19 protein-coding genes and 2 pseudogenes are annotated in these 16,478 nt (G+C 69.5%); 3 read left to right on the top strand and 18 right to left on the bottom strand.

The window, feature by feature from the left end:
• Nucleotides 1-100: 100 nt before the first annotated feature.
• From IO29_RS36885 to IO29_RS23575, 3 genes and pseudogenes are all read left to right on the top strand, one after another.
• A pseudogene (locus IO29_RS36885) lies at nucleotides 101-319 on the top strand (transposase); the annotation flags it as partial.
• 51 nt (nucleotides 320-370) lie between these two features.
• Entirely contained in the window at nucleotides 371-2,458 is a 2,088-nt protein-coding gene (locus IO29_RS23580; RefSeq protein WP_030381438.1) for an ISAzo13 family transposase, read from the top strand.
• A 7-nt stretch (nucleotides 2,459-2,465) separates the two neighbouring features.
• Nucleotides 2,466-2,927 (top strand): annotated as a pseudogene (locus tag IO29_RS23575) (IS256 family transposase); the annotation flags it as partial.
• A gap of 4 nt (nucleotides 2,928-2,931) precedes the next feature.
• On the opposite strand, the gene IO29_RS23570 reads toward IO29_RS23575, so the two are convergent.
• The 18 genes from IO29_RS23570 to IO29_RS23485 form a co-directional block, all read right to left on the bottom strand.
• On the bottom strand, nucleotides 2,932-3,801 hold the full coding sequence (locus IO29_RS23570; protein WP_030381436.1) for a site-specific integrase: 870 nt from the start codon (nucleotides 3,799-3,801) through the stop codon (nucleotides 2,932-2,934).
• 132 nt (nucleotides 3,802-3,933) lie between these two features.
• Nucleotides 3,934-4,317 (bottom strand): hypothetical protein, encoded by a 384-nt coding sequence (locus tag IO29_RS23565; protein WP_030381435.1) that lies wholly within the window; start codon nucleotides 4,315-4,317, stop codon nucleotides 3,934-3,936.
• Entirely contained in the window at nucleotides 4,314-5,075 is a 762-nt protein-coding gene (locus tag IO29_RS35680; protein ID WP_051707861.1) for a DUF6884 domain-containing protein, read from the bottom strand. The genes IO29_RS23565 and IO29_RS35680 overlap by 4 nt, the downstream gene beginning before the upstream one ends.
• Nucleotides 5,072-5,434, bottom strand: a complete 363-nt coding sequence (locus tag IO29_RS38615) for a zinc finger domain-containing protein (RefSeq protein WP_033226254.1) — start codon at nucleotides 5,432-5,434, stop codon at nucleotides 5,072-5,074. Before IO29_RS38615 ends, IO29_RS35680 begins: the two co-directional genes overlap by 4 nt.
• On the bottom strand, nucleotides 5,431-5,880 hold the full coding sequence (locus tag IO29_RS23550; RefSeq protein WP_030381433.1) for a hypothetical protein: 450 nt from the start codon (nucleotides 5,878-5,880) through the stop codon (nucleotides 5,431-5,433). Before IO29_RS23550 ends, IO29_RS38615 begins: the two co-directional genes overlap by 4 nt.
• 312 nt (nucleotides 5,881-6,192) lie before the next feature.
• On the bottom strand, nucleotides 6,193-6,879 hold the full coding sequence (locus tag IO29_RS23545; protein WP_030381432.1) for a hypothetical protein: 687 nt from the start codon (nucleotides 6,877-6,879) through the stop codon (nucleotides 6,193-6,195).
• A gap of 118 nt (nucleotides 6,880-6,997) precedes the next feature.
• Nucleotides 6,998-7,606, bottom strand: a complete 609-nt coding sequence (locus tag IO29_RS23540; protein WP_030381431.1) for a hypothetical protein — start codon at nucleotides 7,604-7,606, stop codon at nucleotides 6,998-7,000.
• A 100-nt stretch (nucleotides 7,607-7,706) separates the two neighbouring features.
• Entirely contained in the window at nucleotides 7,707-8,774 is a 1,068-nt protein-coding gene (locus tag IO29_RS23535; protein WP_234307601.1) for a DUF4007 family protein, read from the bottom strand.
• Nucleotides 8,775-8,790: 16 nt separating this feature from the next.
• Nucleotides 8,791-9,144, bottom strand: a complete 354-nt coding sequence (locus tag IO29_RS23530) for a hypothetical protein (protein ID WP_030381429.1) — start codon at nucleotides 9,142-9,144, stop codon at nucleotides 8,791-8,793.
• Nucleotides 9,145-9,193: 49 nt separating this feature from the next.
• Nucleotides 9,194-10,210 carry an N-6 DNA methylase gene (locus IO29_RS39655; protein WP_051707860.1) on the bottom strand — a complete coding sequence of 339 codons (1,017 nt, stop codon included), beginning with the start codon at nucleotides 10,208-10,210 and terminating at the stop codon, nucleotides 9,194-9,196.
• Nucleotides 10,211-10,352: 142 nt separating this feature from the next.
• On the bottom strand, nucleotides 10,353-10,718 hold the full coding sequence (locus IO29_RS23520; protein WP_030381427.1) for a hypothetical protein: 366 nt from the start codon (nucleotides 10,716-10,718) through the stop codon (nucleotides 10,353-10,355).
• Nucleotides 10,719-10,852: 134 nt separating this feature from the next.
• On the bottom strand, nucleotides 10,853-11,161 hold the full coding sequence (locus IO29_RS23515) for a hypothetical protein (protein ID WP_030381426.1): 309 nt from the start codon (nucleotides 11,159-11,161) through the stop codon (nucleotides 10,853-10,855).
• Between the two features lie 74 nt (nucleotides 11,162-11,235).
• Nucleotides 11,236-11,697, bottom strand: coding sequence for a hypothetical protein (locus IO29_RS23510; RefSeq protein WP_030381425.1), 462 nt, complete (start codon nucleotides 11,695-11,697; stop codon nucleotides 11,236-11,238).
• Nucleotides 11,698-11,914: 217 nt separating this feature from the next.
• A complete protein-coding gene (locus tag IO29_RS23505; protein ID WP_030381424.1) occupies nucleotides 11,915-12,160 on the bottom strand; it encodes a hypothetical protein in 246 nt (81 codons plus the stop codon).
• A 91-nt stretch (nucleotides 12,161-12,251) separates the two neighbouring features.
• Nucleotides 12,252-12,926 (bottom strand): GNAT family N-acetyltransferase, encoded by a 675-nt coding sequence (locus IO29_RS23500; protein WP_030381423.1) that lies wholly within the window; start codon nucleotides 12,924-12,926, stop codon nucleotides 12,252-12,254.
• 173 nt (nucleotides 12,927-13,099) lie between these two features.
• Complete coding sequence (locus tag IO29_RS23495) at nucleotides 13,100-13,648, bottom strand: hypothetical protein (RefSeq protein ID WP_030381422.1); 549 nt, start codon at nucleotides 13,646-13,648, stop codon at nucleotides 13,100-13,102.
• Between the two features lie 129 nt (nucleotides 13,649-13,777).
• A complete protein-coding gene (locus tag IO29_RS23490; RefSeq protein WP_030381421.1) occupies nucleotides 13,778-15,088 on the bottom strand; it encodes an Eco57I restriction-modification methylase domain-containing protein in 1,311 nt (436 codons plus the stop codon).
• 22 nt (nucleotides 15,089-15,110) lie between these two features.
• A complete protein-coding gene (locus tag IO29_RS23485) occupies nucleotides 15,111-16,472 on the bottom strand; it encodes a hypothetical protein (RefSeq protein WP_234307600.1) in 1,362 nt (453 codons plus the stop codon).
• Nucleotides 16,473-16,478 lie beyond the last annotated feature (6 nt).

The following is a 16,478-nucleotide window of genomic DNA, read 5'->3' as shown; positions in this document are numbered from 1 at the left end:
CCCTCGTCCGCTCCGGCGCCCGCTTCGAAAACGGCCACCTCGTCGAGGACCTCGAAGTCGCCTGAAACTCAACTCACCCACAAGTCTTGACAATTACTCCATCGCCACCGGTGTCACGCAGGACGGCGGACGCGAGGTCGTCGGTGTCATGGTCGGGGACAGCGAGACCGAAGCGTTCTGGGCCCAGTTCCTGCGTCACCTGCGCGAACGCGGACTGGGTGGCGTCCGCCTGGTCATCTCCGACAGTCACAGCGGCCTGGTCAAAGCGATCCGCAAGGTCATGCTGGGCGCCGCCTGGCAAAGGTGCCGGGTCCACTGGAGCTGTACGGAAACAAGGTGTCTCTTTCTCAATGTAGATCGTTGATCTGGCATGGCGATCGAAGAGGGAGTACGGCAGCAACTTGCCGTGCGTTTCGGTGTGTTGCTGCCGCATCTGGATGAGCGGCAGCGGCGGCTGATGCTGGCGACGGAGGCGGGGCTGCTCGGCCATGGGGGCGTGCGCGCTGTCGCCCGGGTTGCGGGAGCGAGCGAGACCACCGTCCGCAGAGGCCTGCTCGAACTGGAGACGGGCTCAGAGCCTCTGGGCAGGGGACGTGTCCGCAGGCGGGGAGGTGGCCGCAAGCGCCTGACGGAGCGTGATCCGTACCTGCTTTCGGCGCTCATGGCTCTGGTCGAGCCGGATGAACGAGGTGATCCGATGTCGCCGCTGCGCTGGACCACGAAGTCGCTGCGCAAGCTGGCCGCCGAGCTGACCCGTCAAGGCCACCCCATATCTCCGGGCTCCGTGGGCCAGCTGCTGAGGGCGAACGGATTCAGCCTGCAGGCAACCGCCAAGACTCTTGAAGGCAAGCAGCATCCGGACCGGGACGCCCAGTTCCGATACATCAACGAGCAGGTCAGACAGTTCCAGGTGGCCGACGAGCCGGTGATCAGCGTCGACTCGAAGAAGAAGGAGATGCTTGGCCAGCTGCCGAGCGCCGGGCGAGAGTGGCGTCCCAAAGGCGAGCCGATTGAGGTGGAGGACCACAGCTTCTTCACCGGTCCCAAGGGCGAGACCGCCATCCCCTACGGCGTCTATGACCTGACAGCCGATGCCGGCTGGGTGAGCGTCGGCGTCGATCACGACACTTCCGCTTTCGCGGTGGCCACGATCCGCCGCTGGTGGCAGGGCCGCGGCCGGCTCGACTATCCGGCCGCGACCCGACTGCTGGTCACCGCGGACGCGGGCGGCTCGAACAGCTACCGCTACCGGGCCTGGAAAGCCGAACTTGCCGCACTGGCCGCCGAGACGGGACTGGCCATCACGGTCTGCCACTTTCCTCCGGGGACTTCGAAGTGGAACAAGATCGAGCACCGGCTGTTCTCCCAGATCACGATGAACTGGCGAGGCAGGCCGCTGACCAGCCACGAAGTCGTGGTCAACACGATCGCCTCGACCACCACCCGCGCCGGATTGCGCGTTCACGCCGAACTCGACCCAGGCGCTTATCCGCTCGGCGTGGCGATCAGCAAGGCACGCATGCAGGCCCTGCCCATCGAACCCCACCCCGTGCGCGGCACCTGGAACTACACGCTCCGTCCGGCACCGACCGACCAGACAGCCGCACCGGCCCCTTCCCCGGCAACGGAACGGGCCACGGTGCTGGAAATGCTGGACGACCCGCGTCTGACCGGCATGACCAGCGGTGATCTCGACACCCTGGCCGAGAAGCTGGCCACAGCCCAGCGGGCCCAGTGGGAACAACAGCGATACGAAGCGCGCGGTGGGCCACGCCGCCAGCGCCCCGGCACACACGGCAAGAAGCCCCTGCTCAACAGCCGCGACCGCATCCTCGTCACGCTGCTCTACCTGCGGCGCGTGTGCTCGCAGCGGGTCCTGCGCGAGATGCTGGAGATCAACGACCGCACCATGAGCCAAGTCGTCACCGACACCCGCCTGCTCCTGCGGGAACACAAGGTCAGCATCGAGACGACCACCCTGCTCTTCAGCACCCCCGACGAGCTACTGGCCTTCCTGCGCACCGGGCAGCTGGCATCCCGCAGCCGCGAACCGCTGCCTGAGATCCTGTCCGACCCTGCCCTGACCGGCCTGAGCCGCACCGATCTCGCCACACTCGTTGACCGCCTCGCGCTCCGTCAGGCCGCCCGAGTGGAACGGCGCCGTCACCAACAGCGAGGCGGCCCCCGACAGCCGGGCACCCGCGGCGGCGTCTTTCCCCAAAAGATCGGCGACGCGGAGCGCGTGCTCGCCGCCGTGCTCTTCCACCGCCGGGTCTGCACCGGCGAGGTCTTGGCCGAACTGTTCCAGGTCAGCCGCCGCACCATCGGCAACGCTTTTCTCGACGTGCGCCCGCTCCTGGAGGAAGACGGATTCCACCTCGAACCAGCCCCGAGGAAGTACCGAACTGTCGGCGCCCTCTTGGCCTCCGTTCCCCAGCAAGGGGATCCACCAAGTTAATTCCGCACAGCTCCACTTCGTCCGCAACGTCTTCGCCGCGATCCCGAAAGGCTCGGCGGAGATGGTCGCCGCGACGATCCGCACGGTCTTCGCCCAGCCCACCGCGGACGCTGTCCGCACCCAGCTCGACACGGTCGCCGACATGCTCGGACCGCAGTTCCCCAAGGTCAGAGAGATGCTGCTGGAGGCGAAGGAGGACCTGACCGCGTTCGCGGACTTCCCCCACCAGCACTGGAAGAAAATCCAGTCCACCAACCCGCTGGAACGACTGAACCGGGAGATCAAACGCCGCACCGACGTCGTCCAGGTCTTCCCGAACCCACCCGCCGTCCTCCGCCTCGCGACTGCGGTCCTCGCCGAACTCCACGACGAATGGATCGCCTTCCCACGCCGCTACCTCTCCAACGAGAGCATGGACGCCCTCTACCCCGACGACAACATCGTCCTACCGGCCGCATCAAACGACTGATCCCCTACACCACGTCAAGGGACATAATCTTGCCCGCCCTGGGGATGGTGAGGCGTTCGCGCATCCAGTCGGCGTAGAGCATCACCACAGGCTCGGGCACGGGAACAACAACGGTGCCGCGGTTCTTGTTCGCCGCCCCGCGCGGGTGACCGTCACGCTTCTCCAGGTGCAGATGGGGACCCAGGCTGTAGGGACAGCCCCGGACGGTACTGCCGACCGGGACGAGGTGAATGTCCTCGCGCAGCAGGCCGACGACTTGGCCGACGCGCAGCGCGCACGCACCGAGCAGAGCGACCATGCAGCGGTCGCGGGCGGTCTTCGCGGCACGCAGGAGGGCGGCGAACTCCGCGTGGCTGGCGGCCGGTGCCCGGCCGGAAGCATGACTCGGCCGCGGATCGACGCGGATACGCGGCTCAAGTACCAGTTTTCCTGCCGCCGGGTGCGGAGCGGTGACGAACAGGGCGTCGACCGCCTTCGCGCTGATCCGGCGGAGGTCGGCCAAGTGCTGGTAGAAGCCGTGGATCGCCGCCAGGGCTGGGGCGAGTGTGGAGTCCTGTGGCAGCTGCCCCTGGCTGCGGCCGCTCGTCAGCCGGGGCGTGGTTCGCAGCTTCATCAGGTAGTGCGGGAGCTCGGCGGCCGCGTGCTCCCGCGACAGGCCTTGTTCGTCGCACCAGGCGTGGAAGCGCTTGAGGTGACCTGCGTACGCCTTTGTGGTCGATTCCGCGCGGGTCCGGCCGAAGCGCAGGTGGTAGAGGAAGCCGTCCACGTCCTCGACGACCCTCAAGGTGGGCCCGGCAAGAACCGTCCAGTAGGCCAGCGTGTCAGTGACCTCGACCCGCAGGATCTCGGCGGTCGGCCCGTCCGCAGCGAACACAAGCGGAATGTAGCAGCTCGATCACTCAACGACATAACCGGTGTTGGAGCCGTGCGCGAGTGCACCAAGGGGCACATGGATGATTCGACTCACTGGACCGCCTGCCCGCGAACGGAACGAGTCAGTCGACGCTCAGACGCGGTTCATAGAAGGCTCCAGGGAAGGGAAAACCCTGGTCAGAGCCCGGCGGCTCATTGGGACGCCCAGGACGATAACTCCAACCAGCAGACCGCCGTCGACCTCCTGGCCGTGGTCGTCCTCTGCAGGCTTGAGGTCCACCAGCCCGAATCGGTGGACCGCCGGCGGCCACCCCGACAGATAGTGGTTCGCCTGGATGTACTTCCGGGCGGGCGCCTCCGCCAGCTCGACGACCTCGTACCGGCGCCGGTCGAAGCCACCCTGCGACGTGTGCACCCACGTCGGCACACCGCCGCTCCAGCGCTGCGTCCAGCCCTCGGCGCGGCCGGCGGCCATGGTCTCCCACTGCGCCGAAGCGGGCCCGAGCGGCGCGCTCACCGCTGCTGCCCGGCTTCGGCTCGCGCGGCGAGGCGGATCTGGGAAAGGCGTTGCTTCATCTCCCCGATCCCGCTGGCACCGGCGAGGGGTGCCTTGAGGTCCGGCCAGGACTGCCTCGCGAGGGCGACGTACTTGCTGCCGGCCAGCACCGTCACCTCCGCCGACTCGATGCCGCGTTCCCGTACCTGCGCCTGCACAAAGTCCGCGTTGACGCTGCCGGGGTCGCCCACGGTGATGTCGTACGGGTCGATCTCCGTGGACAGGTCGAGGAGCCCGTGGGCAGCGGAGAGGATGTACTGGCGGCCGCCGTCCTGGAGCAGGGCTTTGGCCGTCTCCCGGCAGGAGCCGTGGAAGGTGCCGACGTACATCGCGCCAGCGGTCACGCGGCGGTCCTGCTTGGCCTTTCCGCAGCCGACGACGACGATCCGGAACCTGCCCGCGCCCTCGGCGCGGGCCCGCTGCCAGCCGTCCTCAGTCAGAGCACCGCCCCAGACGTCCAGCGCGTCCCGCGTTGCCTCCTGTCCACGAAGGACGTCGCGGCTCTGATCCAGGCCGACGTAGCCGATGTCGGCAAGGGACGCCAGGGTCCGCAGGTTGACGGACTTGGGCAGCAGCCCGATCGGGTCCCTGGCCCCGGCGAGGAGGGCGCGGCGCTGGGCGGGGGTGATGCGGGGAGTGAAGGCTCCGGCCGTACGCGGCCGGTCCGGGGCGCCGGGCGACGTGGCCGTGGCGCTGTTGCCGGGGTGGTCGGTGGTCATCGTGTTCCTCGTGATGGGGTCGGCGCCAGCTGGGGGTCGGACCAGCGGGCGGGCAGGGTGGTGTCGCCGTCTTCCTCGCGGCGCTGGTCTTCCAGGTCGGCGGCGCGGACGCGGCTGCGGTGCCACTGCTCGGCGGTGTGTCCGCTCGGCCGGCGGCACCTTTGTCGGGGCGTGGCTTTGCATGTGGGGCAGGTGAGGGATGCCGGGCAGGTGTCGCCGATGTCCTCGCCGTCGCAGAAGGCGCAGGGCGGGGCTGTGGCCGGCAGTACGCGCCCGGCGACGTCGACGAGGAGACCGGCCGCGCGCCAGGCGCGTTCCTCGGCTCTCGTCGACGGCGGCCCGAAGCTCTGGCGGTTCACGCTCCGCCTGTCTCGGCTGCCGGGTCCGCGCGGACGAAGGACTCGCCCTCGGGCCAGATCGCGATGATCTTGTGGTGGGACAGGAACTCCTTGGCGACCGGGCCCGGCTCGGCGGTGAATAGCAGTGCGCGGCGGGCCGGGGAGAAGAGCCGCGCGCAGTCGCTGATCACGCCGTACGCGGCGATGAGCGCGGGGTAGTGCGATCGGTGACAGGCCATCACCACCTCTCCGGCAGTCGCGTCGAAGAGGTCGGTGGACGCCAGGACGGGATCCGTGACGACGCGGTGCCGCAGGACACGGTGTCCCTTGGCCGTCAGGTGGAAGAGGTAGGCGGTCAGGACCGCGTTCTCGGAGCGGTCGGCCTCCTCGTCGTTGGCTCGGCCGGGCTGGGGGCGGGCCGGATCGGAAGGGGCCAGGTAGGCGACGTGCGGACTGTCGGTGGTCATGGTGTGGGCGCTTCCGGAGTCGGGTGATACGGCGGCGGGGCGACGGCGCGGCGCAGCGTCTGAAAAGAGAGGGTCAGCTGGGCGGCAGGGCGGTTGTGGGGTGCATCCGTCGCGGTGCTGAGGCGAGGGCATCCCGGCGCGGGCTGCGGGTGAAACCTGAACTGGCTCAGGCCATCGCGGTGGGGACCTGGCTTTGAGGGACGAGCGCTAGCCCGGTGAACACCTGCGGGTGAGGGGCGGGGGCAGCCGCGACGGTGCGTGTCCGGCCTGTCTCAGGGCGGGTTGAGGGCAGGTCGCAGCCGTCAGCTTCGCTCACCCACCGCTCGGCGGCAGCGGTGCCGCCCGGTCGAGCTTCGAGTACCGCTGGCTGACCTCGCGCGCCGAGTACGTGACCGGACGCCGGTCCTTCTCGTGGACCGTGACGACGATTCCGTCCGGAGACTCATCGAGCCCATCGACCCAGACGTACTGAAAGTACCCGCCAGCGGCGCTGTAGTGCATGAGGCGGTCCCCAGGGCCGACGGGGGCCTGGACTGTGCCGCCGGTGTACCGCTTGTAGGGCACGAGGACCTGCGGGACCCCTTCCGGAACGGCCAGGGCGCGATCAGTCAGCATGTCGGTTACGTGCTCTCTGATCAGCGCGTACAGGGTCTGGGGCGGCGGGTTCTCTGTCGCGAGTGCCACGAAGGCCAGTCGGAGCCCTTCGTCGTCTTGGGCGGGCGGGCATCCGCGGGTGTCGGCGAGGGCGAGGACGTCTTCGGCGTACCGCTGGGCGACTCTTCCGCGGTGCAGCTGCGTGCTGGCGGGGGAGTTCGCGGCGACGCAAGCAGGACAGGACAGGGGAGCGTCGGTGACGCGCGCCGGGTCGAGCTTCTCGTAGGGGTGGACGACGGAGTACCGGCCCGCGTTGCAGGCCACGTCAATCATGAAGCCGGTGTGGCTGTTGAGCAGGCCCTCGTGGACGGCGCCGTCGTGGCCGATGAGGTTCTTGTGGTCCATCTTCTCGACCGCCCCAGGGGCGGTGTCCTCGCCTTCGGTCTGTACGTCGGTGGTTGGCTGGACGACTTGTGGTCCGGCGGCACGGGCGCGGTTGGACCCCGCGCCCGTGCCGTCCGGCTCATTCGCTCAGGTAGAAGGTCACGCCGCGGCAGACGAAGCGGACCGGGCCCGTCGCGTTGATGGCCAGCTGGTACGCCTCCTCCTCGGAGACCGAGCCCGGCTCCGTCACGATCTCGTCAAACCGGGTCTGGCCCTGGAGGTAGCGGATCAGGTGGTACTTGGCCTCCGGCCCGTCGAGCGGGATCGTCAACCCGCGCGGGGGGTGGTAGTCGGTCAGGCCGCGCCCGATCCATCCGGCCGAGAGCCGGACCGGCGCGGGGAAGGGAACGCGGTGCGCGAGGTGCCGGGCGACGGCCTCGTGGGCGCGCTGGTCCCACATTCCGTTCCAGACGTCGCTCGCGTTCTGGGCCTCCTCGTCGTACGCGGCCAGAGCCCGGCGCATGTTGAGGTACTCGTTGCCCTCGCGGAAGTGCCGGGACGTGGCCCAGTTGCCGTCCGCGTCGAAGCCGTCGTCCATCGACTGCCCGTCGTGCTGGCGGCCGACCATCCAGTGACCGGTGGACTCCTCCACGCCGAGCCACACGCCCTCGAAGGAGCCGCGCCACGCGCGTCGCGCCTGGTGTACGACGGTCCATCCCTGGTGCTGTCCACCGGTCTTGATGCGCATGCGTGTCTCCTGGGCCTGTCTCGTCGGTAGGGGAAGACGCGGGGGTGCTCAAGCCCGGAGGCGAGCACCACCAACAAGGATCACAGTACACATGGAAAACCTAATAAGCAACATGAGTGCTGGGTTCGCCGAGCCCGGGATCCCGCCTCGGCGAGCGGAAGTCGGGAGTCAGTCCGTCAGGGCCGGGATGGGGCACTCCCCGTCTCCCAGCATGGCTGGTGGTCGGCCGTAGGGAGGGGTAGGCGTCGGCGAGGACGTCCTCGGCGAGCAGTGCGGGCGGGCATGAGTAGACGAGTGTCTCCTGGCCGTCGCCGGACTCCACGACGGCCAGACCCCCATGCTGGCCGGCGATCTGGTGCAGGGCGCGGCGGAGGTCGGCGGTGCTGGTGAGAAGGAGCCGGCCGGGCCCGAGGGGATCGGAGGCGAGCCGAGCCAGGGTGACGGAGCCGACCTCCGGGCCGGCGGTCCGGGCTGCGAAGTCCAGGCTCGCGTACACCTGAACGGGCGCGGGACAGTGTCGGCCGGCCGTTCGGCGGAGCACGACGAGGTGGCTGCGGTCGGCCATGCGGTCGGCGGGCGGTTCTGGGTCGAGCAGGTGGAGGGTGCGGAACGGGTTAGAGAGCTCGTCCTCGATGCTCGCGGCAGAGCGGTCGCCGGGCGCATACATGCTCACCAGGCAGGCGATGTCCGAGGCGAGCACCGACGAAGCCGGGCTCCTGAGGCCGGCCGCTTCAGCGGCGGCCGCCAGGCGCCCCTGCGTCTCTGCGCGGCTGGACCGGCTGAGCGGGGAGTACCCGAAGAGGTACCGCCAGGTGGGCACATGGCACGGCCGGGCGCTCACCAGCCACCAGTGCAGCAGCCACAGGCTGGCATCGAGCTCGAGGTAGGGGTCGGCGCCGGTCTCGTCGTGCAGGAGCCAGTGGGCGCGGTCCGTGGGCACCAGCCCCTGGCTGTTGCGGACGGCCAGTCCGAAGGCCTGGGACCAGAAGGCCATGGACGGGACCATGCTCTTGCCGACGCCGAGCACGACGGTCGCGTCGGGGCGGCGCAGGGCGGTGGGGTCCTGGAGCAGGGCGTCGTAGACCTTGCGGAGCCACCCGTAGCGCGGTGGGTAGCCGCGGTGCCGGCCGAAGGCCGGCAGGCAGTCGGACAGGGGGGCGGGGCTCAACACGGGGGTCCTTTGCTCAGTCGAGGGGGAGAGGGCTCCGGTCGGAGAGGGTGAGCCGGGCGACCAGACGTGCGAGGGAGTGCGCCGAGCTGGCTGATGCGCCGCCGATGAGGAACTCCTCGCTCCAGGCGGGCTCGTCGCCGATGAGCGGCCGGCTCGTCAGCCGGACCTCCCTCGGGCCGACTGCGGCGGGGGAGAGCTCGAGCTCGTAGGACCGGGCCTCGGTGTCGATGTGCCAGGACAGCAGACCCTCGGCGTCGGTGCATCCGCAGGCGAGCACGTACACATAGGTACGGCTGGGCGCTGGCAGGACGGTGCGCAGCGCCTGGGCTACGGCCTGGCTCTCGCGGTGGTCGTGGGCTTGGCCCATGGTCTCTCCTTCGGGCTCGGCCCACGAGGTCGCGGGCCGGGTGGGGCGGCTAGTTGGTGGCCATGAGGGCGTCGAGCAGGCGGTCGGTCGTGCGTGTGGCGATCGCGAAGCGGATCAGATCCATGACGTCGTCGCGGTGGCGGGCCATGTCGCGCGCCCGGGCGAGGGTGTCCTCGGCGAGGTTGGGCTGTGCGAGGACATCTCCGCATCCGACGAACGCGCGGGGGCCCAGTTCCCAGACCAGGGCGTTGACGGCGGCTCCGGCGGCGGCCAGGGGATCGAGTTCGAGCATGACCCAGCCGCGCTCTGCCGGGTCCTCGCCGGCGCGGCGCAGGTCCTGCGCGGCGGAGCGGAAGAGCCCTCCTGTTCCGGCGGTCGGCTCGAGCGCCCATTCGCCGCGTCGGTGGGGTCGCCTTCCTGTGCTGCCCTCGTCGGCCAGCACGGTGGCGATCAGATTGCTGATGTCGGGCGGGGTGTGGTACTCGCCGAGGCTGCGCCGGGAGTGGTGGTGGCGCAGGCTCGTGATGACCCAGGACATGAGGTCGATCCGGGACCGCTCGGCGGGGTCGGTGTCTCCGGTGTGCTGGAGGACTCCGTGGCGCAGCGCGGCACGGGCCACGGCGCGTACGCCCGCGAGGTGGGTGTCGTGCAGGTCCTCCCTGGTCCAGTCGAACAGCGGGCGGGCGGTGGCCCACAGGTCGGGGCGAAGGCGGTAGTAGTAGTCGGCGCTGTCGGCCAGGCCGCGGACCAGGACGCGCGGGGGCTGTGCGGCGATGTACGCGGCGATTGTGTCGGCGGCCTCGGCGCCGGGGGACTTCTGGGGCCACAGAGCGAGGGCGGCGACGACCCCTGCGGGGATGTCGAGCCGGCTGCCGCCGGCGGCGTGCCAGGCCTCGGCGACCGCTTCGCCGAGGACGGAGCCGGGGCTACGGCTGACGGTGATCGGGGGGCAGTTGGTCGTACCGGCGTGCCGGGCGCAACTCGGATCGGTACAGTCCCCTTCCCTGTGGGTGATCACCTGATCGATGGCCTTGGTCACGATGGTGGCGGTGGAATCAGCGGGCATGAGGGTTCCAGGGCATGGGTGGGGTGTTGTGGTCGGGAACAGGGAGTCGGGACCGGTGCCGCGGGTGGGTAAGGCGCCGTCTGCGGCACCGGGCCTGCACGTTGTGGTGATGAGTGCCGTACGAGCGGCGCAGCCGTCTCGCTCAGAGAATTCCGCGGCGGGCCAGGTCGGGTTCGCACAGGGAGCAGGTCCCGCACGGCGTGTGCTCGGTGCATCCCACCTGCGGGAGAGCGTCGGCCTTGGCGCCCTCGCGATGGACGAACTTGGGCCACTCGCGCTCGTACAGGAACTCGCCGCCCCACTCCCGGGACTGGAAGCCGGCGATACGCGAAGCGTGGTTGGTCGCGTCGGGCTGGGCGACCCACGTGGTGGTGCGGTCCGGGAGGGTGTGTTCCCACACGTACCCGTACACGGTGGTGCGGTCGGTCTTGCTCACCACGAGGAACCCGCGGGTGTAGTCGTTGTGGGCCGGCTGGAAGTCGATGTGCTGGGTGAGGCCGGGCAGCATGATCACATCTCCGGGTGAAGCGGGTTGGGGGTTGGGGCTACGGGGGACCTGCCTACGCCCGGGTCCTGCCGCCTGCGGCGTGCAGGACCGCGTAGGTCTGGGCGGAACGCACCCGGGCGCGGCGGTCAGGGAGATCAGGTGCTGTGCAGTGCGGCGGATGCGGCGGTGTACTCCGCGCACGCGGGCATGGAGTCGCGCAAATCGGGACCGCGCAGCCCGCGGCTCCCGCACGGCCGACGCCCGCACTTGAGCCGCTCGCGACCGTCAGCGAGCCGCTTCAGCACCGTGTGGGCGCAACTTCCGCAGACGGCGGGCGGGTTGTCGAGATCGGCGCCGAGGAGCGGCGCCCCGGTCGCCGGGTGCACACCGCGGTCGAGGTACATCCGTATGGAGCCGCGGGGAGGGTATTCGGCTTCCGGAGTGCGGATCACGGCCCTGGTCATGATGCTGGTCCCTTTCTGGCGGAATCGTTCGTAGGGCGGCGGCACCGTGGGTGACGGCGCCGGGCGGCGTCCGGCTACTTGGCCTTGCGCTGGTCGACCCGGTGGGCCTGCGCAGCCACGCGCATGACCTCGTCGAAGTCGAAGCCGAGGTTCTGGGCGTAGGCGCGCAGATCGTTGAGCAGGACGTGCAGCGCCTTCGAGAAGGTGGGGTAGGGGTCGTCTGCCATGTGCACTCGAAGGGCGGCAGCAGCGTCGCTGGCGTGCACGTATACGTCGAAGAGGTGGTCCTCGGCGGCCGAGTCATCCGTGTTGTGGATCGGCTCGACGGAGGGCGCGAGGTTCGGCATGGCGGCCAGGGGGCGTTCGTCCAGTCGCGCCTTCGCGTCGCCGTCGAGGCAGCGTTCGACGTCGGTGCGCATGTGACTGGCCAGGTGCATCAAGTCGGTGGTGATGTCCACCAGGGTCAGCCAGACATCGGCCCAGCCCCGCCGGTAGGCGAGAAGCGCGGCGTCAACCTCATGGACGACAGCAAGCATGGGAGGGCTCCTGAGGAGAAGGGGGGCGGCGTGGCGCGGGCTTGAAGGTTCGCCAGCAACGCAAGCAATCTACATACTGAAACGAGAATAAGCAACATTCAGGCTGCCAGAGAGTACCCACGCCCCCGGATGGTGGGCCGGGGTGTTCACACACTCACCCGGACCACCATTCGGAGTCTCAGGTGCGCGGCGCAACGGCCGCGGCACCGGGCTCCCGCTACTCGCCCGCGCCGGCAGCATCCCTGCGCGCTCGCCGCTCCTGGGGCTGTCGCCGGGGCATCGTCCCGGCGAAGACCAGGAGCGCCGCCAGCGCCACCCCGACCGCAACGATCCCGCCGACGAGGCTGCCGGGCTCTATCACCCACACGCTGACCAGGGCGACCGCCGCACTCGGCGCGCCCCAGCGAAGCGACCACCGGGCCCAGGGGCGCGGCACGGGGCCCTGTCTCTCAGCAACTGGCATCGGATTCTCCTTGGTTGTGGATGCAGATCCGTACCTGCATTCGTACGCATGCTCTAGCCGGGATGAACGTTTCAGCCTGGCCTTCGGCAGTTCAGGGCCACAGCCGCTCACCGTCGAAGTAGGTACCTCGGGGCAAGCTCGTGTTGGGGAGAATGCCCGAGACGACCGGAGAGGAAAGACCGGGGACATCGACGAGTGCGGTGTACCGGTCCAGAGCCCGGGCGGCCACTCGCGTGTCGCCCCACTGCTGCTGTACCGGATTCAGAGGACCGAGGGACACGTTCAGGTCGTCCATGATCGTGAAGCCCAAGCCCTGGTAGTAGCTTTCCAGCTCAGGGAAGCAGTTGAGGGTCAGCAGTCCGTAGCCGGCGCGCGTGAAACGGCGCACCGAGTGCCGGACAAGTTCGGCTCCGATGCCGCGCCCGCGCTGCTGGGGCAGCACGGCCACTGCCGTGATGGTCGCGATTCGTTCCGCCAGGCGGTGTGCCAGGACGGGATCGACACCGATGTGGCTGAAGAGCCAGAGCGGGACGCCTCCGATGAGGACGCCGAGGATCTCGCCTGCATCGCTTAGTGCCACGACCATCAGGTTCCGGAAGTGCGAGAGGGGTCCCTCCTGCGGCAAAGACAGGTTCGGCTGGACGTCCTCGAAGGCGTCGGGATCGCCGGGGTTCACGTCGGCGAGGAGTCGCATAACGGCGTCCGCGTCGGTGGGCGCCACGTCGCGGAGCGTGATGCCGGGCAGACGGGTACGGGTGGTGCCCATGATGGCTCCTGGGTGTATGAGACGCGGTGCGTCGCCTTTGGGATGGCGGAAGGGAAGAGCTGTGGAGGGGTTCCAGCGGCGGCCTTGGCCAGGCTGGATTGCGTTCGGGCTTGGGACCGGGCCGACCGGAGTTGAGACAACTGTCGGGCGGCCCGGTGTCCTGTGCTGAGGCGTCAGTAGATGTGGCGGCCGTCGGGCACTGTCCGGCCGATCAGGCGCCAGGGCGGACCGTCATTCAGCACGCCCATCGGGCACTGATCGGGTCGGTGCGTCGCCAGGTCGGCCTCGATAGCCGTGTACCAGTGCTGCGCGAGCGGGCACCGCGTCCCGTGTGCGCACGCGGGACGTTCCGCTGCGAACACGTGGTACACGTCCGATGTAGCGGGGAGAGAGAGACGGAACCTGGCCGAGAAGCGCTTACCCTTGGCCGACTGGCTCCGACCCCATGTCCAGAACCCGTAGACGAACTGGGTCTGGCCGTCGCGGTCGAGCCGCCAGCGCAATATAGAGCCGTCGTAACGCGGGTCGTCGGGGGACGATTCGTCAGCGCCCGCGGGCACGGCTCCGGTCATGTCGAGGACGGTCTGGCTGGTCCCGACGAACGCCTGAGGCACGGCCAGCACCCAGTGGCCAGTGGACCTTACCTGCCACCGGTACGGCCTCCGCCGCATGTACTGCGTTCCCGCCTTGCGGCGCTTTATGAGCGGCTTGTTCCGCTTCATCTGTATCAGTCCCCGGATGCGCTGAGACGCCGCGACGCCTGGAGCGGCGCTCGTCAAGCGGTTTGGCGAGGCGGGGCGTTGGCCCGACCTGAGAATGACAGTACACATTGAAACGGGAATACGCAACATCTAGGCGGTGTCGCCTCCGTCGCGCCGCGCGAGGTCCGCACCCGCTTGGAACCGGTCCCAGGCCAGCCGGCTGTCGACCGCTTCCTCGATCGCTCTCCAGACCAGCCCTTGCGCGGGGTCCTCTGGAATGTGCGGCTCCCCGCGGTTGCCCCGGACCACCGTGACCGTGTCGCCGACCGGCGGACGGGCTCGGTGAACGAGGATGCAGGTGGGCGTCCCGTGACCGGGGATGTAGGCCCCGGAGGTGTCGATGATCCAGCGCGCGTCGAAGCGGGGAAGGAACTCGGTGACGTACCGCCTGCCGAACTCCCGCTTCATGAACGAGTTCGCGGTCAGCTGCGCCACGAAGCCGTCCGGGACGGCCAGGTGCTCGAGCATCAGCGCGGTAAAGGGCAGAGCCAGTGAGTATTTGCCGGCCGCAACCTGCGGGTACGCGGCGCGGACCTGGTCGCGGACGACGGGGTCCTTCGGGGTGATGTAAGGCGGGTTGGCTACGCACGCGTGGTACGTGCCAGCGGCCAGCAGGGGCTCGGTGCGGTCCAGCAGGGAGTCGGCGGCGGTCACGTTGACGGGCCACGACGCCGGGACGCGGTCCAGGCTCACGCCGAGGACGGACGCCGAGCTGGCCAGAAGGCGGTAGGCGGTCAGCGCCACGGCGTACGCGTCGAGGTCCACGCCCGTCACCGCTGCCAGAGCACGCTCGACTGCCTGCGGCCCGTGCCCAACCGGGGCGGGCCGGCGGCCGCGGACTGGCGGAACGCGGGTCATGTGGAACGCGGCGACGGCGATGTGCCCGGTCCCGCAGGCGGGGTCGATCATCCGGACGTTGGCCGGCCCCCACTCCTCCATGGCAGGCTCCAGCGACAGACGCAGCAGGAGTCGGGCGACCCAAGGCGGCGTCTGGCACAGGGCCCGCCCCTTGCGGGCCTCCTCGGACAGCAGCTGGTAGGTGTCGCCGAGGGCGTAGCCGTCCGCGCGGTGCTCGTCTTCGAGGGCGGGGTGCCGATCCCAGAACTCCTCGATGGCGGCCCAGGCGGTGGCGCCGAGCGGCTGCTCCCACAGCGGCAGTACGGCCGGATCGGCGAGCGGGGCCAGGGAGGGGTGGCAGTCGGCGAGGCTCTCCAGGGACTTGAGCAGGCCGTCCGGGCCCGCCGGGCGGTCGTCGGTCGGGGCCAGGCCGTGGTCATGAGCGTGCCGGACGAGGGCCGCAGCATGGGTCCAGAGGGTCGCCGTGCGCTGCTCGCCAGTGTCGCGCCCGACCGTGGCGGTGACCTTGTCGTAGGCGGCGGGGGGCAGGGTGCGCGTGGTCATCTCTCCTCGCAGGGGCGGTGGTCTACTGGCCGGCGGTCATCGCGGCCCACACTTTGGCGAAGCCGTCGCGGGCCTTGTCCTGCACGCCAGCCGGGGCGGTCACGTAGAAGTCCTCGACCGTGCCGTAGACCTTGGGGTCCGGGCGGACGCGAGTGCGGACGCGGTCGATGCCGACGCCGTGGGCCTTCGTGGAGTGCTCAACCGGTCGGTTGAGGGCCGTGGCGGCGTTGTGCAGGAAGGTGCCGACTTCGGCGCGGCTGCCGGTGCGGACGGTTTTCACCGACCGGTAGACGGTGCCCTTGAAGCTGCTGTCGCGGCACTCCGGCTTGGCGCAGCGGTTGCCGTGTGCGGTCTTGCACTCGGGTCGACGGCCAGCGGTGTAGGCGCGCTGCAACCGGTAGACCGCCCACGGCTCCTCGTCCAGCCGAGCCTTGAACCGACCGATCGCCTCGGTGTTCTGGTCGTCGGTGACCCGCCTGAACAGGGTGTCGTCCTTGTAGAGGGACATGTTGTCGTTCAGGGCCATCGACAGGTACTCCAGACGCAGCACGCGCGCCGCGAGGCCGGGGTACTTCCGCAGCCGCTTCAGGTGATCCGGCTGAGGTGAGCACACCCCAGAAAAAGGGCATACCGGACAGTATGACTTGGCCATGTCAATCCCGAGGCGGTTCTTCACGTAGCCCTGCACGTCCTGACGAGACCAGCCGAGCCTGAGCAGCGGGTAGTCCAGGGCGAAGGTCTCGTAGCCCGCCGTCTGGTTGCGCTCGGCCTGGAACTTGTTGGCCTTGACCGCGCGCTTGTGCTCGTCGGCGTTGTAACCGAAGAGCTTGCCGACGGTCTGCCCGCCCGACCGCTTGAGCTGGAGGCGGTCGATCGGGAAGGCCTTGTGCTTCTGGCTGCATACGTGACCGCCGGCGTACTGGGGGACCGTGCCGTTCTCCTCCAGCTCGTCCATGAGCGTCCACGGGCCCTTGCCGAACACCTTGCCGGGGTTCGTGGTGTCGGAGAGGACCTCGACGCCTGCCGAGTCGTGACGCCCGGCCCGCGCGACCTGCGTGTACCGGATGCCCTTACTCCGGAGCAGCGGGAGAACGTGGCTCTCGACGTCGGCGATCGTGTCGGGAAACTCGAACCCGGTCATCGCCGTCACGATCGAGAAGTCGGAGAAGTCCTCGGCGATCCCGAAGGCGGTTGGATCGTCGATGATCGCCAGGACCAGGGCCGTCGAGTCGACGCCGAGACCGAAGTTCAGCGACTTGTGCTTCGTCGCGCGGAAGGATTGCAGAGCCTCCGCGGAGGCAACCTCGGCCGGAGCCGCCCCGCCGGGCGACGTTGTGAGGCTGGCCTCGTCGAGGTCGGGATCGAACAGGGTGAGGGAAGTCATGGGCGC

The organism is Streptomyces sp. NRRL F-6676, assembly GCF_000725625.1.
Classification (GTDB): domain Bacteria; phylum Actinomycetota; class Actinomycetes; order Streptomycetales; family Streptomycetaceae; genus Streptomyces.
This window is presented reverse-complemented; position numbering and strand designations above follow the sequence as displayed.